23 protein-coding genes are annotated in these 23,828 nt (G+C 64.6%); 10 read left to right on the top strand and 13 right to left on the bottom strand.

The genetic code is table 11. The features are described from left to right. Nucleotides 1-150: 150 nt before the first annotated feature. The gene (gene hemB, locus Q1W26_RS18455) at nucleotides 151-1,161 is read left to right on the top strand and encodes a porphobilinogen synthase (RefSeq protein WP_300443120.1); all 1,011 of its coding nucleotides are present in this window, start codon (nucleotides 151-153) and stop codon (nucleotides 1,159-1,161) included. Nucleotides 1,162-1,183: 22 nt separating this feature from the next. Here hemB and Q1W26_RS18460 read toward each other — a convergent pair whose 3' ends face one another. From Q1W26_RS18460 to Q1W26_RS18470, 3 genes are read right to left on the bottom strand one after another with little or no spacing between them, the layout of a single operon-like run. Then, a complete protein-coding gene (locus Q1W26_RS18460) occupies nucleotides 1,184-1,732 on the bottom strand; it encodes a C40 family peptidase (RefSeq protein WP_300443122.1) in 549 nt (182 codons plus the stop codon). After that, nucleotides 1,701-2,138 carry a D-aminoacyl-tRNA deacylase gene (gene dtd, locus Q1W26_RS18465; protein ID WP_300443124.1) on the bottom strand — a complete coding sequence of 146 codons (438 nt, stop codon included), beginning with the start codon at nucleotides 2,136-2,138 and terminating at the stop codon, nucleotides 1,701-1,703. Before dtd ends, Q1W26_RS18460 begins: the two co-directional genes overlap by 32 nt. Further along, nucleotides 2,135-2,836 carry an SIMPL domain-containing protein gene (locus Q1W26_RS18470; RefSeq protein WP_300443126.1) on the bottom strand — a complete coding sequence of 234 codons (702 nt, stop codon included), beginning with the start codon at nucleotides 2,834-2,836 and terminating at the stop codon, nucleotides 2,135-2,137. Before Q1W26_RS18470 ends, dtd begins: the two co-directional genes overlap by 4 nt. A 196-nt stretch (nucleotides 2,837-3,032) precedes the next feature. On the opposite strand from Q1W26_RS18470, the gene Q1W26_RS18475 reads away from it, so the two are divergent. Further along, on the top strand, nucleotides 3,033-3,899 hold the full coding sequence (locus Q1W26_RS18475; protein ID WP_300443128.1) for a DMT family transporter: 867 nt from the start codon (nucleotides 3,033-3,035) through the stop codon (nucleotides 3,897-3,899). On the opposite strand, the gene Q1W26_RS18480 is transcribed toward Q1W26_RS18475, so the two are convergent. Genes Q1W26_RS18480 through Q1W26_RS18495 form a run of 4 tightly spaced genes read right to left on the bottom strand, consistent with a single transcriptional unit; the run spans nucleotide 3,896 to nucleotide 7,176 of the window. Further along, nucleotides 3,896-4,693, bottom strand: coding sequence for a DUF2189 domain-containing protein (locus tag Q1W26_RS18480; RefSeq protein ID WP_300443130.1), 798 nt, complete (start codon nucleotides 4,691-4,693; stop codon nucleotides 3,896-3,898). The two genes, Q1W26_RS18475 and Q1W26_RS18480, sit on opposite strands and share 4 nt — an antisense overlap. Before the next feature lie 51 nt (nucleotides 4,694-4,744). Continuing rightward, a complete protein-coding gene (locus Q1W26_RS18485) occupies nucleotides 4,745-5,602 on the bottom strand; it encodes an alpha/beta hydrolase (RefSeq protein ID WP_300443132.1) in 858 nt (285 codons plus the stop codon). Continuing rightward, complete coding sequence (locus Q1W26_RS18490) at nucleotides 5,599-6,906, bottom strand: O-acetylhomoserine aminocarboxypropyltransferase (protein WP_300443134.1); 1,308 nt, start codon at nucleotides 6,904-6,906, stop codon at nucleotides 5,599-5,601. The genes Q1W26_RS18485 and Q1W26_RS18490 overlap by 4 nt, the downstream gene beginning before the upstream one ends. A 45-nt stretch (nucleotides 6,907-6,951) precedes the next feature. Then, nucleotides 6,952-7,176, bottom strand: coding sequence for a DUF465 domain-containing protein (locus Q1W26_RS18495; protein WP_300443136.1), 225 nt, complete (start codon nucleotides 7,174-7,176; stop codon nucleotides 6,952-6,954). 191 nt (nucleotides 7,177-7,367) lie between these two features. On the opposite strand from Q1W26_RS18495, the gene Q1W26_RS18500 reads away from it, so the two are divergent. Together Q1W26_RS18500 and greB are read left to right on the top strand one after the other, a co-directional pair. Beyond that, nucleotides 7,368-7,601: a hypothetical protein gene (locus tag Q1W26_RS18500; RefSeq protein ID WP_300443138.1), complete on the top strand. Its 234-nt coding sequence runs from the start codon at nucleotides 7,368-7,370 to the stop codon at nucleotides 7,599-7,601. A gap of 89 nt (nucleotides 7,602-7,690) precedes the next feature. After that, a complete protein-coding gene (gene greB, locus Q1W26_RS18505) occupies nucleotides 7,691-8,242 on the top strand; it encodes a transcription elongation factor GreB (RefSeq protein WP_300443140.1) in 552 nt (183 codons plus the stop codon). Between the two features lie 12 nt (nucleotides 8,243-8,254). Here greB and Q1W26_RS18510 read toward each other — a convergent pair whose 3' ends face one another. Further along, nucleotides 8,255-10,069, bottom strand: a complete 1,815-nt coding sequence (locus tag Q1W26_RS18510) for an ATP-binding protein (RefSeq protein WP_300443141.1) — start codon at nucleotides 10,067-10,069, stop codon at nucleotides 8,255-8,257. 95 nt (nucleotides 10,070-10,164) lie between these two features. Between Q1W26_RS18510 and htpG the strand changes: the two genes are divergently transcribed. After that, complete coding sequence (gene htpG, locus Q1W26_RS18515) at nucleotides 10,165-12,084, top strand: molecular chaperone HtpG (RefSeq protein ID WP_300443143.1); 1,920 nt, start codon at nucleotides 10,165-10,167, stop codon at nucleotides 12,082-12,084. 91 nt (nucleotides 12,085-12,175) lie between these two features. Here the strand turns inward: htpG and Q1W26_RS18520 are convergent, their stop codons facing one another. Next, nucleotides 12,176-12,673 carry a hypothetical protein gene (locus Q1W26_RS18520; RefSeq protein WP_300443144.1) on the bottom strand — a complete coding sequence of 166 codons (498 nt, stop codon included), beginning with the start codon at nucleotides 12,671-12,673 and terminating at the stop codon, nucleotides 12,176-12,178. 166 nt (nucleotides 12,674-12,839) lie between these two features. Between Q1W26_RS18520 and Q1W26_RS18525 the strand changes: the two genes are divergently transcribed. After that, complete coding sequence (locus tag Q1W26_RS18525) at nucleotides 12,840-13,610, top strand: MBL fold metallo-hydrolase (protein ID WP_300443145.1); 771 nt, start codon at nucleotides 12,840-12,842, stop codon at nucleotides 13,608-13,610. A gap of 10 nt (nucleotides 13,611-13,620) precedes the next feature. Here the strand turns inward: Q1W26_RS18525 and Q1W26_RS18530 are convergent, their stop codons facing one another. From Q1W26_RS18530 to Q1W26_RS18545, 4 genes are read right to left on the bottom strand one after another with little or no spacing between them, the layout of a single operon-like run. Then, nucleotides 13,621-14,799, bottom strand: a complete 1,179-nt coding sequence (locus Q1W26_RS18530; protein WP_300443147.1) for a VWA domain-containing protein — start codon at nucleotides 14,797-14,799, stop codon at nucleotides 13,621-13,623. Between the two features lie 12 nt (nucleotides 14,800-14,811). Then, nucleotides 14,812-15,654 (bottom strand): MoxR family ATPase, encoded by an 843-nt coding sequence (locus tag Q1W26_RS18535; protein WP_300443149.1) that lies wholly within the window; start codon nucleotides 15,652-15,654, stop codon nucleotides 14,812-14,814. 54 nt (nucleotides 15,655-15,708) lie between these two features. Then, entirely contained in the window at nucleotides 15,709-16,548 is an 840-nt protein-coding gene (locus Q1W26_RS18540; RefSeq protein WP_300443170.1) for an NYN domain-containing protein, read from the bottom strand. Continuing rightward, nucleotides 16,545-17,462, bottom strand: a complete 918-nt coding sequence (locus Q1W26_RS18545; RefSeq protein ID WP_300443151.1) for a histone deacetylase — start codon at nucleotides 17,460-17,462, stop codon at nucleotides 16,545-16,547. The genes Q1W26_RS18540 and Q1W26_RS18545 overlap by 4 nt, the downstream gene beginning before the upstream one ends. Before the next feature lie 80 nt (nucleotides 17,463-17,542). Between Q1W26_RS18545 and Q1W26_RS18550 the strand changes: the two genes are divergently transcribed. The 4 genes from Q1W26_RS18550 to Q1W26_RS18565 all read left to right on the top strand — a co-directional run bounded on the left by Q1W26_RS18550 (nucleotide 17,543) and on the right by Q1W26_RS18565 (nucleotide 23,823). Beyond that, nucleotides 17,543-18,712, top strand: coding sequence for a M20 aminoacylase family protein (locus tag Q1W26_RS18550; RefSeq protein ID WP_300443152.1), 1,170 nt, complete (start codon nucleotides 17,543-17,545; stop codon nucleotides 18,710-18,712). A gap of 192 nt (nucleotides 18,713-18,904) precedes the next feature. After that, the gene (locus Q1W26_RS18555; RefSeq protein ID WP_300443154.1) at nucleotides 18,905-19,789 is read left to right on the top strand and encodes a universal stress protein; all 885 of its coding nucleotides are present in this window, start codon (nucleotides 18,905-18,907) and stop codon (nucleotides 19,787-19,789) included. A gap of 126 nt (nucleotides 19,790-19,915) precedes the next feature. Next, on the top strand, nucleotides 19,916-22,396 hold the full coding sequence (locus Q1W26_RS18560) for an FtsX-like permease family protein (protein WP_300443156.1): 2,481 nt from the start codon (nucleotides 19,916-19,918) through the stop codon (nucleotides 22,394-22,396). Nucleotides 22,397-22,470: 74 nt separating this feature from the next. Next, complete coding sequence (locus tag Q1W26_RS18565; protein WP_300443158.1) at nucleotides 22,471-23,823, top strand: DNA recombination protein RmuC; 1,353 nt, start codon at nucleotides 22,471-22,473, stop codon at nucleotides 23,821-23,823. The last annotated feature ends 5 nt before the right edge of the window (nucleotides 23,824-23,828 follow it).

The raw sequence follows: 23,828 nt of genomic DNA on the forward strand, positions 1-23,828 counted from the left end.
GCCGGGGGTCAAAATGCCTTGCTTGCTCAAGGCACCCGCTCAGGGAGGTGTAGCGGGAGATGGCTCATCACCATCTATTCGTTAGTGCGTGCGCCGGGGGGAAAGTTCCCACTACAATTCGTTTCCGGATGTAAGCACTGTGAGACCCCCATGAAGCAAGTCCAGTCTGCCTTTCCCGCGACCCGCATGCGTCGCATGCGTCGCGATGATTTTTCCCGCCGTTTGATGCGCGAGCATCGCCTGTCGGCGGACGACCTGATCTATCCGGTGTTCGTGCTCGAAGGCGAGCAGATCGTCCAGCCTGTGGCGTCGATGCCCGGCGTCAGTCGCGTCTCCCTCGACAATCTGCTGCGCATCGCCGAGGAGGCGGTGTCGCTTGGCGTGCCGGCGCTGGCGCTCTTCCCGGTGGTCGAGGATGGCAAGAAATCCCTCGATGCCGCCGAGGCCTTCAATCCCGATGGCCTGGTGCCGCGGGTTGTGCAGGCGCTCAAGGCGCGCTTTCCGGATCTCGGCGTGATCACCGATGTGGCGCTCGATCCCTACACCAGTCACGGCCAGGACGGCCTGATCGACGCAACGGGTTACGTTCTCAACGATGAAACCCTCGAAGTGCTGGCCAAACAGGCTTTGTGCCACGCCCGGGCGGGTGCCGACGTGGTGGCACCGTCCGACATGATGGATGGCCGCGTGGCCCGTATCCGTGCCGAGCTGGACGGCGCAGAGCAGATCTACACCCGCATCCTGGCCTATTCGGCCAAGTATGCGTCGAGCTTCTACGGCCCTTTCCGCGATGCGGTGGGCTCGGCCGGCAGCCTGGGCAAGGGCAACAAATACACCTACCAGATGGACCCGGCGAATTCCGACGAGGCGCTGCGTGAAGTGGCGCTGGATATCTCGGAAGGTGCCGACATGTTCATGGTGAAGCCCGGCATGCCTTACCTCGATATCGTTCGCCGCGTAAAAACCGAGCTGCAGGTGCCCACCTACGTCTACCAGGTGAGCGGTGAATACGCGATGCTGAAAGCTGCGTCGGCCAACGGCTGGCTGGACGACAAGGCGTGTGCGATGGAAGCGCTGCTGGCCTTCAAGCGCGCCGGCGCCGATGGCATCCTGACTTACTACGCGCTTGAAGCCGCCCGCTGGCTGAAGGAAGAAGCCTGAAATCGCTGAGGGGAAGAGGGCGTCAGCCCTCTGGCTGAAGGGTGCGTGCGCCCTCGAAGCGCGCGGCAAAATAGCGGTTGTCCATGCGCTCGATCCGCACTTTGCCGCGGCTGTTGGGCGCGTGGATGAACTTGCCGTCGCCCATGTAGATACCCATGTGCGAGTAGCTGCGGCCCAGGGTGTTGAAGAACACCAGGTCGCCCGGGCGGATTGCGCCGGCAGGCACCGGGCGGGTGCGTTCGGCAATGCCGGCTGCGTTGTAGGGCAGTTTCTTGCCGCTTACCTGTTCGACGATGTAGCTGACCATTCCGCTGCAGTCGAGCCCGGCTTCGGGGTTCTTGCCGCCGAAGCGGTAGCCGGTATCGAGCAGGCCCAGTGCGTAGAGCACCAGTTCCTGCGCGTGGTCGTCACGGGGCAGCGCAAACCAGTTGCGCGACGGCGTTGAGGCGCGGTGGGGCGCGGAGGATGTCGCGGGGCGCTCCGGAACCTGGCTGCAGCCGGCAAGAAGCACCAGTGCAAGCAGCAGGCCGAGGCGGCGCTCAAGCCGTGAGACGGAAAGTAACCGGGCCATGATTGATCAGTGAAACAGACATTTCTGCGCCGAATACGCCGGTCGCCACCTTCGGGTGGCAGCGCTTTGCAAGGGCGACGACTTCGTTGAACAAGCGCTCGGCGTCTTCGGGCGTTGCGGCCGGCGTGAAGCTGGGACGCATTCCCTTGGCGGTATCTGCGGCCAGGGTGAACTGCGATACCAGCAGCAGTTCGCCGGCTGTGTCGGCGAGGGAGAGATTCATGCGGCCCTCGGCATCGGAAAAAACCCGGTAGCCCAGCAGGCGTTCCACCATGCGCGCAGCGTTGGCCGGCGCGTCGCCTTTTTCGACGGCAAGCAGTGCGAGCAGCCCCGGGCCGATCTCGCCGACCGTTTGCCCGGCAACCGTGACGCGCGCTTCGAGCACCCGCTGGATCAGGGCGATCATTCCATCAGCTCGATCTGCCCGCTCACCGACACTGACACCGGGCTTTCGCCGGCTTCGATGGGGGCCGGCGCCGCATCGGCGGCCATCATGGCGGCGCGGGCATATGGCATGACAGGCTTGAGCTGGATGCCGGTGGTGTTCACCGACACGTGTTTGATCTTCCACTTTTTATTGAGGCCGGCGGCAACCAGCCGGGCCCGCGCCTGGAATGCGGCGAGGGCGTTGGTGATGGCTTCGTCTTCGGCTTTCTTGACGGTTTCCGGCGAAGGCGCGGCGCTGAGTCCACCGATCACCATGGTCTGCTGCAGCTTGCCGATGAGCTCGGAAAGCGGTGCGGTGTCCTTGCTTTCGAGGGCCAGCGTGGAGCGCATGCGCCAGGATTCGATGTTGCGGCCGGTTTTGCCGTAGATCGGGTAGGTGTTGTTGCCCGAAGTGCGCACCTTGACCGCGGGATAGGCGCGGGAGGTCTGGATGGCCTGGCTGATCGTGCTGTTTACCTTGCGGGCGAGTTCGGCGGGGTTGCTGTCGGTGGCTTCGAAATACACCTGCGCACGAAACTGGTCGTTGGGGGCGCTAAGGCTGCTTTCGACCGAGATGTCGGCGGTGGGGAGCACGGGAGCCGAGGCGTCGGCGCCGTGTGCCCGGGCGGCGGCAAGCGCAAGGACGAGAGCGAGGGAGAGGAGGGTTCGGGTCTGCATGGTGGCCTTTCGGTGAATGCGAAAAAGCATCAATTGGCATTTTCGCCACAGGAGGCGCCGGATTGCAAAGGCTTGTTGCAAGAAATGGCGCCAGGGGGCGGCCAGTGTGGCCCAAATGCCTGCTTTTTCTTGACGCCCTCCGGGGCGGGCCGCAGGATTCGACCCTTTTCGGGAAGGCCGTGCCTTGTTGCGAACGATGAACCCACGCTGGACAGGGGCTGGCCTGATCGCGTTGTCGGCGGTGTCCTTCGGGGCGATGGCGATTTTTGCACGCTTCGCCTTCGCTGGTGGCGTGGAGCTTACGGCAGTGCTGTTCCTGCGCTTTCTGATCGCTGGCGGGGTGATGGCCGCGGTGATGGTTGCGGGGCGCCGGCGCTGGCCGTCGCGCCGCAATATGCGGGTGCTCGCACTGATGGGAGGCGTGGGCTACGTGGGGCAGTCGCTGTGCTTTTTCTCGGCGCTCAAGCATGCATCGGCGGGGCTGGTGTCCCTGCTGCTCTACCTCTATCCCTTCCTGGTCACCGTCCTGGGCGTGGTTTTTCTGGGTGAGCGGCTCACTGTGCTGCGCGTTGCTGCGGTGATTGCCGCCTTGCTGGGCACCGCCCTGACCATTGGCGGCGGGCTTGCCGGAAGCAGCCTCGGGATTGCATTCGGGGCGGCAACGGCGCTGATCTATTCGGTGTACATCCTTGTCGGCAGCCGTGTGCTGAGGGCGGAGGATTCCCTCGCGGCGGCAACGGTGGTGATGCTCTCTGCGGCGGCGGTGTTTGGCGTGATCTGCTGGGTGACGGAGCCGCGCTTTCCCGATTCGCCGACGGCCTGGGTGGCCGTGCTGGCGATCGCGCTGGTGTCGACGGTGGTGGCAATGGTGAGCTTTTTTGCGGGCATCCAGCGTCTTGGTGCCGCGGATGCGGCCACCTTGTCGACGCTGGAGCCGGTGGTGACGTTTGTGCTGGCCGCGGTGTTTCTCGGCGAACCGCTTGCGCTGCCCCAGGCAGCCGGTGGCGTGATCGTGCTGGGGGCGGTGATCGCGCTGGCGCGGGGTGACGCGCGCCGCAATTAACGCGGAAGCGGTGCCACCAGATCCCGGTAGGCGTGCCAGGTTGCGTGGCCGACCACGGGCATCAGTACCACAAGACCGAGGTGAAAGCTGAGAAAGCCGAGGAGGGTCAGCGTGACGATCAGGGCGGCCCAGACGAGCAGCGGCAGCGGATTTTCGGCCAGGGCGCGAATGCTGGCGATCATCGAGGTGACGGCATCCTGGTTGCGGTCGAGCATCAGCGGGATCGACACCACGCTGACGGCAAACACAAGCAGGGCGAACACGAGGCCGACGCCGAAATAGATCATCAGGAATTCAAGGTTGTCGATGGACAGTACCTGGGTCAGGAAGCCGGTGAGATTGGGCATTTCCTGGGTGTAGAACATGGCGAAGATCACCAGCGACGCGCGTGCCCAGATCAGGAAAACCACGGTGAGTACGGCAGCAAACACCGCGATATTGCCGGCGTTGCGCCGCCATACCGTGAGGGTGGGCGCCAGCTCGCAGGGCTGGCCGAGTTGTCGTCGTCGTGAGAGTTCGTAAAGACCCATCGCAAAGAAGGGGGCCAGCAGCAGGAAGCCCGTGGAAACCGCCGAGGTGTACTGATAGGCGTGCTCGAAGACAAAAGTAACCAGCAGGCCCATGGCGGTGAAGCAGAAGCCGTAGAAAAGGCTGGCGACCGGGCAGGCTCTGAGATCGGCGAAGCCCAGGCTTATCCAGCGGAAGGGGGCACCGAGGCCGATGCTGCGGATGGTGGGAAAAGGCAGTGCAGCAGCGGCTGCCTCGTGGTCTGTCGGGGGAGTGTGCTGGGCCATGATTTTTTCCGTTATCGTTTTTTTGAAGTTGATGGCGGCGGGGACGGGGCTTCAGGTCATTGGTGCTTCCTGGTGGGCAACGGGAGTGCTGGCAAAGTTCCACAGGGCGTCCAGAACGGCGCCCGGGGCTTCGGACATCATGGCGTGACCGGCGTCGGGCAGGATGATGCGGGTGAGCGGGGCGCCGCCGGTGAAGGCTTTGGCGAGGGGCTCGATGGCCTTGGGTGGCGTCATGCGATCCTGGGCCGAGCTGAGGAGCAGGGTTGGGCAGCGCACCTGGGCCGCGGCGTCGAAGCCTCCGATGTAGGCATTGCAGGCGGCCATGTCGGTGTGGAGCACGCCGGGGGCCTGGCGCTGCATCAGGCGCTCATTGAGCGCGGTGAGGCAGAGGCCCGGAATGCTGCTGGCGCCCAGTTGCGCGCGCGGGGCGTAGGACCACTGGTTGATCATGGCGTGGGCCTTGTTCCGGTCGGTGAGCGTGGCATCCAGCAACGGCGCAGCGACCGGCATGGGGGCGACGGAGCCGACGAGGGCCAGGCGTTCAATCTGGCCGGGGGCCGTGGCCGCCGCCTGCAGGGCAATCAGCGAGCCCATGCTGTGGCCGGTCAGCATGACGTGCCGGACACCCAGTTCGGTGATTACCGCCAGCACCCATTTCGCCATCTCGTCGATCGACTTGAGGCCTGGCCCGGCAGAGTGGCCGTGGCCGGGCAGATCGGGCGCAATCACGTTCCAGCCGTGGGACACGAAGTAGCGTGTTTGCAGGGTCCAGACGCTGTGGTCGTGGCCGGCACCGTGGATGAACACGGCAGTCGGGCGCCCGGGTTCAAGGGCGCGGCCGCCGGTGTAGAAATAACTGGAGTACCCGGAGATGTGGCCGGAGTGCAGGTCGGAGAGGTTGATTTTCATCGTGATATGGCCTTCTGGACGGCATGGAGGCCGCGGTCCAGGTCTTCGATCAGGTCGGACGGATCTTCGAGCCCTGCCGACAGGCGGATGGTGCCTTCGGTGATGCCGGCTGCAAGCAGTGCTTGCGACGACATGCGGAAGTGGGTGGTGCTGGCCGGGTGGATGGCCAGCGACTTGGCGTCGCCGACGTTGGCCAGGTGCGAAAAGAGACGCAGGGCTTCGATGAAGCTGCTGCCGGCAGGGCGACCGCCCTTGAGGCTGAAGCTGAACACGCCGCCGCAGCCCTTCGGCAACAGCCTGGCGGCGAGGGCTTTGTCCGGGTGACTGTCGAGTTCGGGCCAGGCCACTGATTCGACCAGTGGGTGGGCGGCCAGGTGGGCGACCAGCGCGCGTGCGTTGGAGACGTGGCGTTGCATGCGCAGGCCGAGGGTCTCGATGCCTTGCAGAATCTGGAAGGCGTTCATCGGCGACAGGCAGGCGCCGAAATCGCGCAGGCCTTCGCGGCGGGCGCGCAGCAGGAAGGCCGCAATGGGGGATTCCTCAGCGAAATCCATGTTGTGGAAGCCGTCGTAGGGCTCGGTAAGGGTGGGGAAGTGCGCTGCGGCGCTTTCCCAGTCGAAGCTGCCGCCATCCACAAGCAGGCCGCCGATTGCCACGCCGTGGCCGCCGAGAAACTTGGTCGCCGAGTGCATCACCAGATCGGCGCCGAGGTCGATGGGGCACTGCAGGGCCGGCGTGACCAGGGTGGCGTCGACCATCAGCGGCACGCGGGCGGCGTGGGCGATGTCGGCGACGGCCGGAATGTCGAGCACTTCGAGGCTCGGGTTGCAGATGGCTTCGCCAAACAGCAGCCGGGTTTCGGGGCGGATGGCCGCGTGCCAGGCGTGAAGGTCACCGGGCGCGACGAAGGTCGTTTCGATACCGAAGCGGGGCAGCGTGTAGGCGAGCAGATTATGGGAGCCGCCGTACAGCGAGCGCGAGGCGACGATGTGGCCGCCGCTACCCATCAGCGTGGTGATGGCGAGCATCAGGGCGGCCTGTCCGCTGGCGCAGGCGATGGCGCCGACGCCGCCGTCGAGGGCGGCGATGCGCTCTTCGAGCACCGCGTTGGTCGGGTTGGAAATGCGCGAATAGACGTGGCCGGCGCGCTCCTGATTGAACAGGGCGGCGGCGTGGTCGGAGCTTTCGAAGACGTAGCTGGTGGTGAAGTGGATCGGCGTGGCCCGCGAATGGTGAACAGGGTCGGGCGTCTGGCCGGCGTGCAGGGCGAGCGTGTCGGCCCCGGCGTTACGGTGGATAGGCATGCGGTTTTCGTCGCGGAGGGGCTGGGGTTGTGGCCGCCCTGAAAGTCAGGCCGGCACGTCAGGATCCATCATGTGCTGAATGATGGAGATACGGTCTTTGATCAACAGCTTGCGTTTTTTGAGGCGGCGCAGCAGGAGATCGTCGCCAGGCGGCGGTGCCAGGGCGATCTGGTGAATGATGGCGTCGAGATCCCGGTGCTCGGTGGTGAGAACCTTCAGCCTTGACGAAAGGCTGGTGACATCGGCGGTGGGTTCGTTGCTGTCGTTCATGCCTGGTCGGGATTCGTGATTGCGCGCCTGCAAGCGGGTTTCGCTGAATCTTAGGCCGGGGTCGAAGGAAATACAACGACGTGCGGGAACTTGCAACGGCTGCGGACGTTCCCACCTGTAGCATCACCCGAAGTGGCACCAAAAGTTGCACCAACGCACAGAAGGCCAAACCGCTGTCCAGGAGACCTGTCATGAACGTGGTACTCAACAACCCGGTGCTTTACGTGGTGGATTATCCCAACCTCGATGCCGTGGAGGTGATCGACAAGCGGCGCGGGGTTGGCGCCCTGTTCCGGGACGAAGCCGCCCGGCGTTTTCGCCGCGAACTGCGGGACGTGGCCGAGGCAGCCACCGAAATGCTCGATTTCGAGAACTGGATTGCCGATTACGGCACCCTGATGACCCAGCCTGCCATTTATCACTGAAGGGCAAACCGGAGCGCTCGCCGCTTGCCAGTGCGGCGGGCCGCTCCTACCATTGGCGTCCCGTTTTTGTGTTTCCGGAGTGTTGCAGCGTGAATAAGGCTTTCGTCAGGGAAAACGACGAGGACGATGAGGACTCGGCGCCGGGCGTGCCGAGCTTGCCGCCTGGCACCCACAACTACATGACCCGCCGCGGCTATGAAGTGCTGCGTGCCGAACTCGACCAGCTTGTGCGGGGCGAGCGTCCGGTGCTGGTGGAAACCATCCGCTGGGCCGCGTCCAATGGCGACCGTTCCGAGAACGGCGACTACATCTACGGCAAGAAGCGCCTGCGGGAAATCGACCGGCGCATCCGTTTTCTGCTCAAGCGGCTCGAGAGCGCAACGGTGGTGACGCCCGCCGATCAGGAGAACGTCGAGCAGGTGTACTTTGGCGCGACGGTGACGGTTTGCGACGTCGATGGCGAGAGCGAGTCCACGTACCAGATCGTCGGTGTGGATGAGGCCAATGCCTCGGAGGGCCGTATCAGCTGGATCGCGCCGCTTTCGCGGGCCTTGCTCAAGGCCCGAGAGGGCGATGTGGTGCGTTTTGCGAGCCCGGCCGGGCTGCGCGAGATAGAGGTGCTGGAAATCCGCTACGTGTAGCGGCGGCCCCCGTTATTTTTGCATCCGCTCCCGAGGCCGGCGCACCATCGCCGGGCTGCGCGGCAGCGTGAAGAATACCGTGGTGCCGGTTCCCGGCGCCGATTCCACCCACACCGATCCGCCGTGGCGTTCGATGATGCGGCGCACGCTGGCGAGGCCGATGCCGGCGCCCTCGAAGCCGTCGCGCTTGTGGAGTTGCTGGAAGGGCTGGAACAGCCGGGCGGCGTGCTCCATGTCGAATCCAATGCCGTTGTCGGTGACGTAGAACAGGTTTTCGTCGCCGTGGAGGCGTCCGCCCACCTGGATCAGCGTGGGATGGCTGTCCCGCGAGAACTTCCAGGCGTTTCCGATCAGATTTTCGAGGGCCTTGCGGATCAGCGCCGCGTCGGCGTCGGCGCCGAGGTCGGGATCCACATGGAAAAGCATGACGCGCTCGCGTGAGTGGCTTGCCAGGTCGCCGAGAATTTCCCGGGCGATGGCCGACACGTCGGTGTGCTCGATGTGCAGCGGGCGGTGGGAAACACTGGCCAGTTTGAGTAGTTCGTCGATCAGATCGCCCATTCGCAGGCTGGCCATTTTCAGGCGTGCCAGATAGTTGTGCCCGGTGTCGTCGAGGCGCTCGCCGTAGTCTTCTTCCAGGGCGTGGGCAAAGCCGTTGATGGCGCGCAGCGGTGCCCGCAGGTCGTGGGAGACGGAATAGCTGAAGCTCAGCAGCTCGCGGTTGGTCTGTTCGAGCTCTTCGGTGCGGATGCGGACCCGGTCTTCGAGCGTGGCGTTGAGTTCAGCCAGGGCCTGGCGATCTTCGTCGCGGCGCAGGGTGTCCCGGTGGAGGAGCAGGGCGAGGGCGCCGAGCAGCACCAGCATGAAGGTTGCAGCGGCGGCGATGCGGCTGCGGTGTTCTTCGAAATCTGCCAGGGCGTCGTCGAGCAGCCGGCTGGTGCCCACGACCAGCGGGCGATCGGCGAGGCGCCTGTAGGCCGTGACGCGCTCCGCCGACTCGCCATTCAGCGTGCCGGTAACCACCAGACTGCGGGACTCCTGAGGGCCGATGGCGGGTGAGTCCATCACGCTCACGCCGATCAGGCTGTCGATCGGCGGATGGTGGATCAGGGTGATGGCGCGGGTGGCGTGGAGGATGAGGATCGTGTCGCGGTCGGACAGCTGGAGTTCGCGGTACATGCCGTCGAAGTAGGCATGGCTGATGGCGGCGCCCACCGTGCCCAGGTATTTGCCGGAGGCATCGAAAACCTGCCGGGTGACCGGGGTGACCCATTGCCCGCTGCCGGGGCTGCGTGTCGGGTTGCCGATCTCGAAGCCGTCGGCAAGGCGCTGGGGCAGGGCGGTGCGTGGTGCTGGCGCCACGGCGGCGTTATCCCGGGTTTGTGCATCGCGGGAGTGGGCGGCGAGGCTGCCGTCTTCGCGCTCGACATAAAGGTATTCGACTTCGGGCAGATGACCGGCCCGCTGGCGCAGCGTGGCCTGGAGCTCGCGTTCGCCGAAGGCGTCGGCGCCGTTGCGGGTGGCGAGCAGCCCGGCCAGGTCGGCCAGGGCGCTTTCGGTTTCGCCGAAGCTGCGGGCGACGTGTTCTTCGAGCAGGCGGGTGAGGCTCTGGAGTTCCGATTCGGCGCGTTTGAGCGCTTGCTCCCGGTCGTAGCGAACCAGCGATGCGCCAACACCGATGACCAGCGCGGCCATGAGCGCGAAGGTCACCCACACGGCCAGCCGCAGGCGCCGGAGCGACTTGCCGGCGTTGCGGTCCGGTGCGGGCGCGTCGCCGGTCTGGGGCAGCGCGGGAAGGACGGAGGCGTGGCTTCGGGCTCGTTCCATCGGGACAAAATGACGTGGGGAGCAGGATAGGGGCTTGAAAGTCGGATGACCGCACCCATATGGGGATCGTTAACGGTCCCTATGGAGCAAGCTTTATGACTGTCGAGCAAATGTCCGCGCAAACCTTGAACTTCCAGGCCGAGGTCAAGCAACTGCTGCACCTCATGATTCATTCGCTGTATTCGAACCGGGAAATCTTCCTGCGGGAACTGGTTTCGAATGCCTCTGACGCCTGTGACAAGCTGCGTTTCGAAGCGCTCGAGAACGGCGGGCTGTTCGAGAACGACGCCGAGTTGAAGATCCGCGTGGCTTACGACAAGACCGCCCGGACGCTGACCATTGCCGACAACGGCATCGGCATGAGCCGTGACGAGGTGGTGACCAACCTGGGCACCATCGCCAAGTCCGGCACCAAGGAATTCTTCGGCAAGCTCACCGGCGACCAGAAGAAGGATGCCCACCTGATCGGCCAGTTCGGCGTGGGCTTCTACTCGGCCTTCATCGTGGCCGACAAGGTCACGGTGCGTACCCGGCGTGCCGGCGCAGCCAGCGCCGACGGCGTGAAGTGGGAGTGCTCGATGACCGGCGACAGCGCCGGCGAGTACACCGTCGAGCCGATCGACAAGGCCGACCGTGGCACCGAGATCACGCTGCACCTGCGCGAAGACCAGGACGATTTGCTGTCCAGCCGCAAGCTGCGTTCCATCGTCCAGAAGTACTCCGACCACATCCTTCAGCCCATCGTGATGAAGAAGGAAGAGTGGAACGACGAAAAGAAGGAGCAGGTCGTCACCGACGAGGACGAAACCGTCAACAAGGCCAACGCCCTGTGGGCGCGGAGCAAGTCGGACATCACCGACGAGGAATACACCGAGTTCTATAAGCACGTCGGCCACGATTACGAAGATCCGCTGGCCTGGACGCACTCGAAGGTGGAAGGTCGCCACGAGTACACCCAGCTGCTCTACGTGCCCGGCCACGCGCCCTTTGACATGTGGGATCGCCAGGCCCGCCATGGCGTCAAGCTCTATGTGCGTCGCGTCTTCATCATGGATGACGCCGAGAAACTGATGCCGACCTACCTGCGCTTCGTGCGCGGGGTGGTGGATTCCAACGACCTGCCGCTCAACGTGTCTCGCGAGATTCTCCAGGAATCCAAGGACATCGACACACTGCGCGCCGGCTGCACGAAGAAGGTGCTGGGCCTGCTCGAAGACCTCGCCGAGAACCAGAAAGAGAAGTACGCAAGCTTCTGGAAGGAATTCGGCCAGGTGCTGAAGGAAGGCGTCGGCGAGGATCAGTCCAACAAGGACAAGATCGCCGGCCTGCTGCGCTTTGCCTCCACGGTTGCCGATACCGCCGACGAAACCGTGTCGCTGGCCGACTACATCGGCCGCATGAAGGAAGGCCAGGACAAGATCTACTACGTCACCGCCGACACCTTCAACGCCGCACGGAACAGCCCGCACCTGGAAATCTTCCGCAAGAAGGGCATCGAGGTGCTGCTGCTGTCCAACCGCGTCGACGAGTGGGTGGTGGGCAACCTGACAGAGTTCGACGGCAAGCAACTGGCTTCTGTTGCCCGGGGTGGCCTTGATCTGGGCGCGCTGGAAGACGAGGCCGAAAAGGCTGCCGTCGAGAAGGAAACCGGCGACCTGAAGGATCTGCTCGACAAGATGAAGGCAAGCCTCGAAGGCAAGGTCAAGGAAGTGCGCGTGACCCACCGCCTGACCGACTCGCCCGCCTGCCTGGTGGCCGACGAGCACGACATGGGGATGAACCTGGCCCGCCTGATGAAGGCCGCTGGCCAGAACATGCCGCTGTCGAAGCCGATCCTCGAGATCAACCCGACCCATCCGGTGGTGCTGCGCCTCAAGTACGAGGACAAGCAGTTTGCCGACTGGGCCGCGGTGCTCTTCGATCAGGCCCTGCTGGCCGAAGGCGGCACGCTGGACGATCCGGCAAGCTTCGTGAAGCGCATCAACCAGTTGATGCTGGTCATGAACGCGAACTGATCGCGTCTTGGCGCAGGGGCCGCGCGGCCCTTGCCGCAGCGATGCCAGAAGAAGAAAAGGGGGCGAACTTTCGGGTTCGCCCCCTTTTTATTTACTGCTGGTAGATCTGGTAGACGTTCTGTTTTTTCGACGGCTTGAGCACACCCGTGGCCGGGTCGTACATTGAGGGGGCCTTCCTGGGCATCATGGCGCTGCTTGCCGAGCGGTTCACGTAGCCGTCGCTGGCCGCCTTGAGGGTGTTGGTGCGCGCGTTGTAGGCCGAGGCGGGCTTGTTGCCGCCGCGTGGGCGGATGCTGCCTTTCCTGCTGCCCGAGCAATCGGCGTAGATATCGCCGCTGCGGTTCATGGGCGCGGTGATGCCACGGGTCTGTTCGTGGAGGGCGCAACTCGTTGCGCTGGGGCGCTTAAGATCCTGCGGGCGCTTGCCGTTTTGTGACGCGGAATAGGCGCCGCCATAAGGCACCGCCGTCACCGCCTTGCCCGGCAGCCCGGCTCCGCCCGTGAGGCCGCTGCCGAGGGCGAATGCAGTCGGCGACTGGAGCAGCGCAAAGGCGATCAGTGAAGACAGGAGCAGGGGTACTTTATTCACGGCATAACCTTTTTGGTGCACAGCAAAACGAGGAACATACCTTAAAAGCCTCGCAGCTTACGAGGCATTAATTTGACAATCGTCAATGCCAATAGTTGTTGGGTGTTCGAATTTTGACGATGTCGGCTACAGTTGCGGTCCTTCCGATTCCCGGTATCCGAACACCATGGCCGTCGAACTCTTCAACAATGGAAAGCATGCCTGTCTGGCCTTTTACGACCTTGTAGACGAAGAGGCCGACCACGCTGTCCAGTGCAATCAGTTTCTGATCGTCGACGGCGATCACGGCGCCCTGATCGATCCGGGTGGCAACATGACCTACACCGGCTTGCTGATGGCGATGCAGCGCTTTTTCCCGTCCCGCGGGCTCGATTACATTTTTGCCACCCATGCCGACCCCGACATCATCGCGTCGATGAACAAGTGGATGGTGGCCACCCACTGCAAGGTGATGATTTCAAGGCTGTGGACCCGTTTCATTCCGCACTTCACCACGGGCAAGGACTACACCGCACGGATCATCGGCATCCCCGACGAGGGCATGAACATTCTTCTTGGCGAGAACAAGATCAAGGCCGTGCCGGCCCACTTCATGCATTCGGAAGGCAACTTCCAGTTCTACGACCCGGTTTCAAAAATCCTGTTTTCCGGTGACATGGGCGCCTCGCTGGTCGATCACGTCCAGGCGGCCGAGCCGGTGCGCAACTTCGACGACCACGTGGTGACCATGCTCGGCTTTCATCGTCGCTACATGATCTCCAACAAGATCTGCCGCTTCTGGGTGAACATGGTCCGGCAGATGGACGTGGAGATGATCGTGCCCCAGCACGGCTGCCGCTTCGAGGGCAAGGTGATGGTCAATCGCTTCCTCGACTGGATCGAGCAGCTGCCCTGCGGCGTCGATGTGATGACCCAGGACAGCTACCGGGTTCCGTGATTTTCCGGCGCTAGTTCTTGCGCGACAAATGCGTGATGGCCCTGGTCATGCCGTCCAGGGTGAGCGGAAACATTCTTTCCCCGATCAGCTGGCGGACGATGCCGATGGTCTGGCGGTAGTCCCAGCTGCGCTCCGGCTCCGGGTTGAGCCAGGCCAGCGACGGGTAGGCGTCGGCGAGGCGGCGCAGCCAGGTGGCGCCGGGCTCGGGGTTGCTGTATTCGATGGAGCCACCGGGCTGGAGGATTTCGTAGGGGCTCATGGTCGCGTCGCCGACAAAAATCAGCTTGTAGTCGGGCCCGTATTTGTGGAGCACGTCCAGCGTGGGGGTGCGCTCGGAGTGACGGCGGATGCTGTCGCGCCACACGTGGTCATACACGCAGTTGTGAAAGTAAAAATATTCCAGGTGTTTGAACTCTGCGCGGCAGGCGGAGAACAGCTCCTCGCACACCTTGACGTGCTCGTCCATCGAGCCGCCCACGTCGAAAAAGATCAGTACCTTCACGGCGTTGTGGCGCTCGGGGCGCATCATCAGGTCGAGGTAGCCGGCGTTACGGGCGGTGGCCGCGATGGTGCCGTCCAGGTCGAGTTCGTCCGGTGCGCCGAGGCGGGCAAAGCGGCGCAGGCGGCGCAGCGCCACCTTGATGTTGCGGGTACCGAGCTCGATGGTGTCGTCGAGGTTTCGGTATTCGCGCTGGTCCCACACCTTTACCGCCGTGCGGTTGCCGCCTGATTCTCCGCCTACCCGGATGCCTTCCGGGTTGTAGCCGCTGTTGCCGAAGGGCGAGGTTCCGCCGGTGCCCACCCATTTCGAGCCGCCCTGGTGGCGGCCTTTCTGTTCCTGGAGGCGCTTCTTGAATTCCTCCATGAGCGTCTCCCAGCCCAGTTTTTCGAGTTTGGCCTTTTCTTCGGGGCTGAGGTGCTTGTGCATCATCGCCTTCAGCCATTCTTCGGGCAGATCGACCTCCAGCCCGGGAATCGCCTCGATGCCCTTGAAGTATTCACCGAAGGCCTGATCGAAACGGTCGAAATGGCTTTCGTCCTTGACGAGGCTGGCGCGGGCAAGGAAGTAGAAGTCTTCCATGCTGTGCCCTGCCAGGCCGGCCTGGACGGCTTCGAGCAGGGTCAGGAATTCCTTCGTCGAGACCGGCAGCTTGCGCGCCTTGAGGTGGAGGAAGAAGTCGATGAGCATGGGTTTGCCTGCCTAGCGGTTGCGCTGGGCCATGAAGACAAGCCGCTCGAAGAGGTGCATGTCCTGCTCGTTTTTCAGCAGCGCGCCATGCAGCGGCGGAATGATCGCCTTCTGGTCGGGCGAGCGGAGCGCTTCAACCGGAATCTCTTCGGCCACCAGCAGCTTGAGCCAGTCGATCAGTTCGGATGTGGACGGCTTTTTCTTCAGGCCGGGCACTTCGCGCAGGCCGAAGAAAACTTCCAGTGCTTCCTTCAGCAGCGTCCGCTTGATGTCGGGGAAGTGCACATCGACGATCTTCTGCATCGTGTCCCGGTCGGGAAACTTGATGTAGTGAAAGAAGCAGCGGCGCAGGAAGGCGTCGGGCAGCTCTTTTTCGTTGTTGGAGGTGATGATGACGATGGGGCGCTGGCGGGCTTTAACCAGCTCGCGCGTCTCGTAAACGTAGAACTCCATGCGGTCGAGTTCGCGCAGCAGATCGTTGGGGAACTCGATGTCGGCCTTGTCGATTTCGTCGATCAGCACCACCGTTTGCTCGCCGGCCTCGAAGGCCTGCCACAGGGTGCCCTTGACGATGTAGTTGCCGATGTCCTTCACCTTGTCGTCGCCGAGCTGGGAATCCCGCAGGCGCGATACCGCGTCGTATTCATACAGGCCCTGCTGGGCCTTGGTCGTGGACTTGATGTGCCATTGCATCAGCGGCATGCCGAGCGCCGCGGCGACTTCCTCGGCGAGCATGGTCTTGCCGGTGCCCGGTTCGCCCTTGATCAGCAGCGGGCGTTGCAGGCGGATGGCGGCGTTGACCGCCAGCATCAGGTCGGGGGTGGCAACGTAGTTGTCTGAACCTTCGAAACGCATGGGGGCTGTCCTCTGGCGTGCGATCACGGAAAGAAAAAGATTATAGCCGTCGGCTTAAGGGGCAGCCTTGCGGCCCGCGGCTGCGCGGCGGTCACGTACATGGACGATCTTGCCGCGTTTGTCGAGTTCGAACAGATCGATCGCCTGGAGCAGCTCGCTGAGCTTGGCGTAGCCGTAATTGCGTGAGTCGAAAGAGGCCTGTTTGGAGATGTGCTGACCGACGGATCCCAGATGGGCCCAGCCGTCCTCCTCGGCCGCGGCTGCAACGGCTTTGCGCAGCAAGTTCACGAGGCGTGTGTCCCCTTTCAGTTCTTTTGAGCATTTTCGGGTGGTCTCGGGGAGCCGGGGCGGTATGGCCGGGGGTGAAGAGGCTGCGGCGGGAGGCGTGCTTTCAGGCGGCGGTGTTTCGGCCGGAGCAGCGGCCATCGTGGTTTGCGGGGCTGCCGGTGCATCGGGGGGTGTGCCCAGGGTTTCCAGGTACAGGAACTTCGAGCAGGCGTTGACGAAAGGCAAAGGCGTTTTTTGCTCGCCGAAACCGAAGACTTTCAATCCGTTCGCGCGGATGCGCATGACCAGCGGGGTAAAGTCGGAGTCACTCGATGCGAGGCAAAAGCCGTCGAGCTTTTGCGAGTACAGCAGATCCATCGCATCGATGCTCATGGCCATATCGGTGGCGTTCTTGCCCTTCGTGTAGGCAAATTGCTGGATCGGCTGAATGGCGTACTGGTGCAGGACTGCTTCCCAGCTGCGCAGTCCGGGGCTCTTCCAGTTTCCGTAGGCGCGGCGGATGTTGATCACGCCGTGCTTGGCCAGTTCGTCGAGGATTTCGTCGATTTTGTCCGCCGGGCTGTTGTCGGCGTCGATCAGAAGGGCGATGTGGTTTTCCGTGCTCATGGTGCGCTTTGTTGAGGTGACGTAAAGACTCGGCGGGCGGTTTCGATGGTCGCTGCGTGAATGCTCACCGTGTCGTCGATCTGCCGGGCGTAACCCCCGGCCATGGCGATGGCAACCGGCAGATTGCGGCGGCGGCATTCGGACAGGACGAGTTCGTCCCGCGCGGCGAGGCCGGCCTTGGTGAGCTTGAGGCGTCCGAGGCGGTCGTCCTCGAAGGGGTCGGCGCCGGCCAGGTAGATCACGAGCCGGGGCTGGCTGGCAAACACGGGGATGAGGGCCTCGTCGAGGGCATCGAGATAGCCGACATCCCCGGTGCCGTCGGGCAGTTCCACGTCGAGATCGCTGGTTTCCTTTTCGAAGGGGTAGTTGCGGGCGCCGTGGATGCTGAAGGTGAAACAGTCCGGCCGCTTGGCCAGGATGGCGGCGGTGCCGTTGCCCTGGTGCACGTCACAGTCGATGATCGCGATGCGTTCGACACGGCCTTCGGCGCGCAGGGTCAGCGCGGCGATGGCCGCGTCGTTGAAGACGCAGAAGCCCTCGCCGCGGTCGCGGAAGGCGTGGTGGGTGCCGCCGGCCAGGTTGGCCGCGCAGCCGCTGTCGAGCGCGGCGCGGCAGGCGGCCAGCGTGGCGCCGGCCGAGCGGCGGGAGCGCTCGACCATGGCCTCGGACCACGGAAAACCGATACGCCGCGCCTCGTGCGCGTCGAGCGTGCCGCGCACGATCCGCTGCAGGTAGCCGGCGTCGTGGGCGCGCAGGATTTCCGTATCGCTGGCGGCGGCGGGCACGTGGAAATCGTTGGCGCCGAAGTGCCCGGAGGCGGCAAGACGCTCGCGCAGGCGGGCGTATTTCTCCATCGGAAAACGGTGGCCCGGGGGCAGCGGAAGAACAAAGTGGTCGGCGTAGAAAAGTTTCATGGGTTCAAGTGGTGGGGCGCCGCGGGCGGCGCTGCTATCATTTCCGGGTCAAGGCCAGGGGCCGATCATCGGGACGCATCATGCATCTTCTAGACACGCTGCGCGGTGAGCACGCGGACATTACCGCGATTCGCCGCGACATCCATGCCCATCCTGAACTCGCTTTCGAGGAGCATCGCACCGCCGCGCTGGTGGCCGCGCGGCTCGAAGCGCTGGGCATCGAAACCCACCGCGGCATCGGCCAGACCGGAGTGGTCGGTGTGCTGCGCGCCGGCTCGGGTTCGCGAGCCATCGGCCTGCGTGCCGACATGGACGCGCTGCCGATCCAGGAGAAAAACGATTTTAACCACCACTCGCGCCACGCCGGCCGGATGCACGCCTGTGGCCACGACGGCCACACGGCCATGTTGCTGGGGGCGGCGGCCCACCTGAGCCGCAATCCCGAGTTCGACGGCACCGTTTATTTTTTGTTCCAGCCTGCCGAGGAGGGCGAGGGCGGCGCGCCGGCGATGATCGACGACGGCCTCTTCGAGCGTTTTCCGATGGAGGCGGTGTTTGGCCTCCACAACTGGCCGGGGCTGCCGCTGGGGCAGATCGCCGTGCATCGCGGGCCGGTAATGGCTTGCGCCGACCGTTTCGACATCGAGATCCGGGGCCACGGCGCTCATGCCGCCATGCCGCACCAGGGCATCGACCCGGTGCTGGCCGGGGCGGCGCTGGTGCAGGCGCTGCAATCGGTGGTCGCCCGCAATGTCGACCCGCAGGATGCGGCCGTGCTGTCGCTGACCCAGTTTCATGCCGGTGACGCCTACAACGTGATTCCCGACGTGGCGAAGATTGGCGGAACGGTGCGTGCCTTTCGGCCGGAAATCCGCGCCCAGGTTGAAGACGCGATGCAGCGCATCTGCGCGGGCGTGGGCGCGGCGTTTGGCGCCAACGTGCATTTCGAGTACCGCCGCGGCTACCCTCCGACCATCAACAGCGTTGCCGAGGCCGAGTTCTGCATGAAGGTGGCGGCCGAGGTGTGCGGCGAAACCAAGGTTTCCATCGATCCCAAGCCCAGCATGGGCGCCGAGGATTTCTCGTACTTCCTGCAGGAAAAGCCGGGCTGCTACGTGTGGCTCGGCAACGGGCCGGGCGAGGGCGGCTGCACGCTGCACAATCCCCACTACGATTTCAACGACGAGGCGATTCCGTTTGGCGTTGCCTACTGGGTGAGGCTGGTGCAGCGCTGGCTGGCGGATGCCTGATGCGCCTTTCGCGCCCGGCCGGCGGGCTTGAGGGGAACAATCCGGGGGGCGATCAGTCTTCAGGAAGGGGCCCCGTGATTTCCTGACGCGCCGCTTGCGCTTGAGCAGGAGCCCCCGGAAACCCGCCTGCTTCATGGCGGCCGTTCGAGCCCCGACAACCCGGGTGGGCATCGCGGCAAAAGGGACGCATCCATGACAAAACTCAAGCACCTGCTTGCAGCAACCGATCTTTCCGGTCCGGCCCGCCATGCTGTCGAGCGCGCCGCCCTGGTCAGCAAGGAAACCGGCGCGCCCCTGGATCTGCTGCATGTGGCCAACCTTGCCCCGCTGGAGCGGCTCCGGCTGCTCATGATGGAATCGCCGGACGCCTTGCAGCAGCGGGTGCTTGCCAGCGCGCGGCGCAAACTGCTCGACCTGGGCGCGGCGCTGCTCGAACGCTACGCCGTTTCGCCCGGCATCCGGGTGGTGGAGGGAAGCCTCCTGGACGAGTTGGCCCGGGAGGCCGACGCAATGCTCACCAGCCTGATTGTCTGCGGGGCCCAGGGTGAAAGTTTCGTGCGGCATTTGTTGCTGGGCTCGACCGCCGAACGCATGCTCAGCCTGACGAAGTGCCCCATGCTGGTGGTCAAGCAGATTGCTCACGAGCCTTATCGCACGCTGCTTGTGCCGGTCGATTTTTCGGCATCGTCCCTGCCTGCCATTCGGCATGCCCGGCTGGTTGCGCCGGGGGCCGAGATCGTTCTGCTGCACACCTTCGAAGTGCCTTTCGAGGGCCATCTGCGCTATGCCAGCGTGGATAAGGACACCATCAACCGCTACCGCGTCGTGGCCAGGAACGAGGCACTCCTGCGTGTGCAGGCCTTGAGTTCGGAGGCCGACCTGCCCCCCGGCAAGGTTCGTTACTTGGTTGCGCACGGCAGCCCGGCGGTGCGCATCCTCGAGCAGGAGCAGGAGCAAAACTGCGATCTGATCGTGATGGGCAAGCACGGCGAAAGTGCCCTCGAAGATCTGTTGATCGGCAGTGTGACCAAGCGTGTTCTGGCCGAATCCCAGTGCGATGTGCTGGTGTCGGTGTGATCCTGTTTGTTCGTGAATTCTTCGTTTCACGCCCGGCGCTGCCCAGAGGCCTTTGAGCCGATGTGTTTAGCTGTTCTTCTCGCCGGAGTTCCGGCGCCGCTTCATTACCTTTGATTGCCCGTATCCATGTTTCCCCTTTCCCTTCGCATGCTTCGCCGCGACCTGCGCGCCGGAGAACTGGGCCTGCTGCTGGTGGCACTGGTCATTGCCGTTGCCAGCCTGACCAGTGTCGGATTCTTTACCGACCGGGTGGCTCAGGCGCTCACGCGCGAGGCCAACCAGTTGCTTGGCGGCGACCTGGTGCTGGTTGCGGATCACACCCTCGACCCGGCCTATCGCACCGAGGCAGACCGGCGCGGCCTGCGCTCGGTGGTGTCCGCCACCTTTACCAGCATGGCCAGCCTGGGCGAGGGTGCCCAGCTGGCGGGCGTCAAGGTGGTCGAGGATGGTCACCCGCTGCGTGGCTCGGTGCGCCTTGCGCCGGGGCTCAATCAGCCCGATGCGCCGGCCAAGGGCATTCCGGCTGCGGGCGAGTTGTGGCTTGACGAGCGCCTGGCCAGCGCCCTCGGCGCCAAGCCCGGCGACGTGATCGGGCTTGGCGCTTCGCGTTTCCGGATGGCGGCCGTGCTGTCCTTTGAATCCGACCGTGGCGCGAACTTCTTCAGCCTGCTGCCGCGGCTGGTGATCAATGCGGTCGACCTGCCGGCAACCGGTCTGGTCCAGCCTGGCAGCCGGGTTTTCTATCGTCTGCACGTGGCCGGCGAGCCTGCCGCCGTGGCGGGGTTCGAGCGCTGGGCCAAGGCCCGGCTGGGGCGTGGCGAAAGCCTCGAGAACGTCGACAACGCGCGTCCCGAAGTGCGCAGCACCCTCGACCGCGCCGAGCGCTTCCTGCGCTTTGCGGCCATGCTGGCGGTGGTGCTGGCGGCGGTGGCGGTGGGGCTCGCCACCCGGCGTTTCGTCGAGCGCCACCTGGATGGCTGCGCGGTGATGCGCTGCCTTGGCGCCCGTCAGCCGCAACTGCTGCGGATGTTCATCGGCGAATTTGCGCTGCTGGGCCTGGCTGCCGGTGTGGTGGGCTGCGTGCTGGGTTTTGGCGTGCAGTTCGTGCTCGAGGGCTTGCTTGGCGAGCTGGTCGGCTTTGCGCTGCCGGCGCCGGGCTGGTGGCCGGTGGCCCACGGGCTGGCGGTGTCGCTGCTGCTGTTGCTGGGCTTTGCGCTGCCGCCCCTGATTCGCCTGGGGCGGGTGTCCACCCTGCGCGTGTTGCGTCGGGAATGGAACGGCATGGCCGCGCGCGAAGGCCTGGCCTGGGGCCTCGGCGCGCTGGTGCTCGCCGGGCTTCTGGTCGGCATCGCCCGCGATGTGCTGCTGGGGGCCTGGGTGGTGGGTGGTTTTGCGCTGGCCTTTGCGGTGTATGGCCTGGTGGCCTGGCTGGTGCTGGGGCTGCTCGGGCGGGTGCGGGGAGGGGCTGGCAGCGGCTGGCGCTATGGCCTTGCGGCGCTGCGGCGGCGGCCGATGGCGAGCCTGGTGCAGGTGCTGGCCCTTGGCATGGGCCTCACGGCCCTGCTGCTCCTGACCCTCGTGCGCGGCGACCTGCTGGCCAACTGGAAGCAGGCGACGCCGGCAGATGCGCCCAACCGTTTCGTGATCAACATCCAGCCCGATCAGCTTGATCCGCTGCGTACGTTTTTCAAGGATTCGGCCCGTGGTGAGCCGGCCTTGCAGCCGATGATCCGCGGCCGGCTGGTGGCCGTGAACGGTCGTGCGGTGGGGCCGGACGATTACGCCGAAGACCGCGCCAAGCGCCTCGTGGACCGGGATTTCAACCTGTCTTTCGATGCGCGCATGCCGGATGGCAACAGTGTTGTGGCCGGGCGCTGGCACGGTGCGGGGAAGGTCTCCGAGTTCTCCGTCGAGCAGGGCCTGGCCCAGACGCTGGGCCTTGAGCTGGGTGACGTGCTGAGCTTCGAGATTGCCGGCAAGCGCAGCGAGGCGCGCATCACCAGCCTGCGCAAGCTCGACTGGGATTCGATGAGGGTGAACTTCTTCGTCATTGCCGCGCCCGGCATGCTCGAAAGCTATCCGGCCAGCTACATCACCAGCTTTTACCTGCCGCCGGCACAGATGGACTTTGCCAACCGGCTGGTGGCGGCCTTTCCCAACTTCACGGTGATCGACGTGGCGGCGGTGATCGGGCAGATCCAGGGCATGGTGGACCAGCTCATTTCGGCGGTGCAGTTTGTGTTTGCCTTTGCAGTAGTGGCCGGCGTCGTGGTGTTGTTTGGGGCGCTGCAGGCCACCCACGACGAGCGCGAGAAGGAGCTTTCCATTCTGCGTACCCTTGGCGCCCGCAACGCCCAGTTGCGGTCTGCCCTGCTGGCCGAGTTCGCCGTGCTGGGCGTGGTGTCCGGCGCGCTGGCGGGCGTGGGGGCTACCGGGATCGGCTGGGCCTTGGGGCGCTTCGTATTCAAGCTGCCCTATTTGCCCAGCGGCCTGCCGGTGCTGGTGGGGGCGCTTGCCGGGTGCGCGGTGGTGATGCTGGCTGGCTGGCTGGGGACGCGTCATCTCCTCTCCCGGCCGCCGCTGGCCAGCCTGCGTGCGCTGAGCTGATTCGGTGGCCGGGTATACTTCAGCCGATGAATCCTGATGCCTCTTCTGTTTTTTCTGCGTTTTTGCCGTGGCTTGTGGCCGCCCTCGTGTTTGTTTTTGCCGCGGCTGTATGGCTGGTGCTGCAAATGGGGCGGCTGGGGCAGCGTGTCGATAGCCGCTTTGCCGAGCAGCATCTGCAGTTTGTAAGGGAATTGCAGGCCAGCTCCACGGCCGGCAGCGACCGGGTGATCGACCTCGTGGCCGGCGAGGTGGACAACCTGCGTGATCGCCTCGACGCCGAGCAGGCCGCGTCCCGGCATGCCCTCCAGCAACTGCATCTCGCGCTGCTGGGCCAGCTTGGCAGCCAGAAGGAGGAAATGACACTGCGTCTCGCCGATCTGGCCAACGCCTTTGCCGCCGGCCAGGAAAAACTGCGCACCGAGATGCTGGCCGAAACCCTTAAAACCTTGTCCGAACATGCCCGCGCCGACCGGGAGCTGCTGCAAAGCGGGCTCAAGAACGCCTCCGAGCAGCTCGGCAGCAGCATCGAGGCCATGAACCGCACCGTGGGCGAGCGCCTGGAGGCGATCACCGGCCACGTGAACCTGCGCCTCGACGAGGGCTTTCGCAAGACCAACGAAACCTTCACCAGCGTGATGGCGCGGCTGGCCACCATTGACGAAGCCCAGAAGAAAATCGGCGATCTGACCACCAACGTGGTGAGCCTGCAGGAGCTGCTCGGCGACAAGCGCGCCCGCGGAGCCTTCGGAGAAGTGCAGCTCGAAGCGCTGGTGCGCAACGCCCTGCCGCCCGAAAGCTTCGACTTCCAGTTCACCCTGCCCAACGGCACCCGCGCCGACTGCGTGCTGCGCCTGCCCGAGCCCACCGGCATGGTGGTGGTCGATTCGAAGTTTCCGCTCGAAAACTATCACCGCATGTTTGAAGGCGAAGTGGGTGATCTCGAGCGTCGCGCCGCGCAAACGGCGTTCAGAAACGACGTGAAGCGGCACGTGGATGCCATTGCCGGAAAATATATTCAGCCCGACGTTACCTCGGACGGCGCGGTGATGTTTGTGCCGGCCGAGGCCGTGTTCGCCGAGATTCACGCCTACCACGCCGAAGTGGTGGCCTACGCGATGACGCGCCGGGTGTGGATCGTGTCGCCCACCACGCTGATGGCGGTGCTCAACACCGCCCGTGCCGTGCTCAAGGACGTGGAAACCCGCAAGCAGATTCACGTCATCAAGGATGCCCTCGGCAAGCTCGCCAAGGATTTCAGCCGTTTCGACGAACGCATGCAGAAACTCGCCACCCACATCCGCCAGGCCGGCGAGGATGTGGCCGAGGTTCAGACTTCGTCGCGCAAGATCACGGCCCACTTCCAGCGCATCGAGGCGGCCCAGCTGGATGATTTGCCGGTCGCCCTGCCCGAGGCGCCGGCCGGCTGAGCGGG

Source organism: Zoogloea sp., from assembly GCF_030157465.1.
In the GTDB taxonomy this organism is placed as follows: Bacteria; Pseudomonadota; Gammaproteobacteria; order Burkholderiales; family Rhodocyclaceae; genus Zoogloea.

Excerpts from the sequence above, each read along its gene's own strand:
- hemB (WP_300443120.1), top strand. The coding sequence starts at position 151 with ATGAAGCAAGTCCAGTCTGCCTTTCCCGCGACCCGCATGCGTCGCATG.
- Q1W26_RS18460 (WP_300443122.1), bottom strand. The coding sequence starts at position 1,732 with ATGGCCCGGTTACTTTCCGTCTCACGGCTTGAGCGCCGCCTCGGCCTG.
- dtd (WP_300443124.1), bottom strand. The coding sequence starts at position 2,138 with ATGATCGCCCTGATCCAGCGGGTGCTCGAAGCGCGCGTCACGGTTGCC.
- Q1W26_RS18470 (WP_300443126.1), bottom strand. The coding sequence starts at position 2,836 with ATGCAGACCCGAACCCTCCTCTCCCTCGCTCTCGTCCTTGCGCTTGCC.
- Q1W26_RS18475 (WP_300443128.1), top strand. The coding sequence starts at position 3,033 with ATGAACCCACGCTGGACAGGGGCTGGCCTGATCGCGTTGTCGGCGGTG.
- Q1W26_RS18480 (WP_300443130.1), bottom strand. The coding sequence starts at position 4,693 with ATGGCCCAGCACACTCCCCCGACAGACCACGAGGCAGCCGCTGCTGCA.
- Q1W26_RS18485 (WP_300443132.1), bottom strand. The coding sequence starts at position 5,602 with ATGAAAATCAACCTCTCCGACCTGCACTCCGGCCACATCTCCGGGTAC.
- Q1W26_RS18490 (WP_300443134.1), bottom strand. The coding sequence starts at position 6,906 with ATGCCTATCCACCGTAACGCCGGGGCCGACACGCTCGCCCTGCACGCC.
- Q1W26_RS18495 (WP_300443136.1), bottom strand. The coding sequence starts at position 7,176 with ATGAACGACAGCAACGAACCCACCGCCGATGTCACCAGCCTTTCGTCA.
- Q1W26_RS18500 (WP_300443138.1), top strand. The coding sequence starts at position 7,368 with ATGAACGTGGTACTCAACAACCCGGTGCTTTACGTGGTGGATTATCCC.
- Q1W26_RS18510 (WP_300443141.1), bottom strand. The coding sequence starts at position 10,069 with ATGGAACGAGCCCGAAGCCACGCCTCCGTCCTTCCCGCGCTGCCCCAG.
- htpG (WP_300443143.1), top strand. The coding sequence starts at position 10,165 with ATGACTGTCGAGCAAATGTCCGCGCAAACCTTGAACTTCCAGGCCGAG.
- Q1W26_RS18525 (WP_300443145.1), top strand. The coding sequence starts at position 12,840 with ATGGCCGTCGAACTCTTCAACAATGGAAAGCATGCCTGTCTGGCCTTT.
- Q1W26_RS18530 (WP_300443147.1), bottom strand. The coding sequence starts at position 14,799 with ATGCTCATCGACTTCTTCCTCCACCTCAAGGCGCGCAAGCTGCCGGTC.
- Q1W26_RS18535 (WP_300443149.1), bottom strand. The coding sequence starts at position 15,654 with ATGCGTTTCGAAGGTTCAGACAACTACGTTGCCACCCCCGACCTGATG.
- Q1W26_RS18540 (WP_300443170.1), bottom strand. The coding sequence starts at position 16,548 with ATGAGCACGGAAAACCACATCGCCCTTCTGATCGACGCCGACAACAGC.
- Q1W26_RS18545 (WP_300443151.1), bottom strand. The coding sequence starts at position 17,462 with ATGAAACTTTTCTACGCCGACCACTTTGTTCTTCCGCTGCCCCCGGGC.
- Q1W26_RS18550 (WP_300443152.1), top strand. The coding sequence starts at position 17,543 with ATGCATCTTCTAGACACGCTGCGCGGTGAGCACGCGGACATTACCGCG.
- Q1W26_RS18555 (WP_300443154.1), top strand. The coding sequence starts at position 18,905 with ATGACAAAACTCAAGCACCTGCTTGCAGCAACCGATCTTTCCGGTCCG.
- Q1W26_RS18560 (WP_300443156.1), top strand. The coding sequence starts at position 19,916 with ATGTTTCCCCTTTCCCTTCGCATGCTTCGCCGCGACCTGCGCGCCGGA.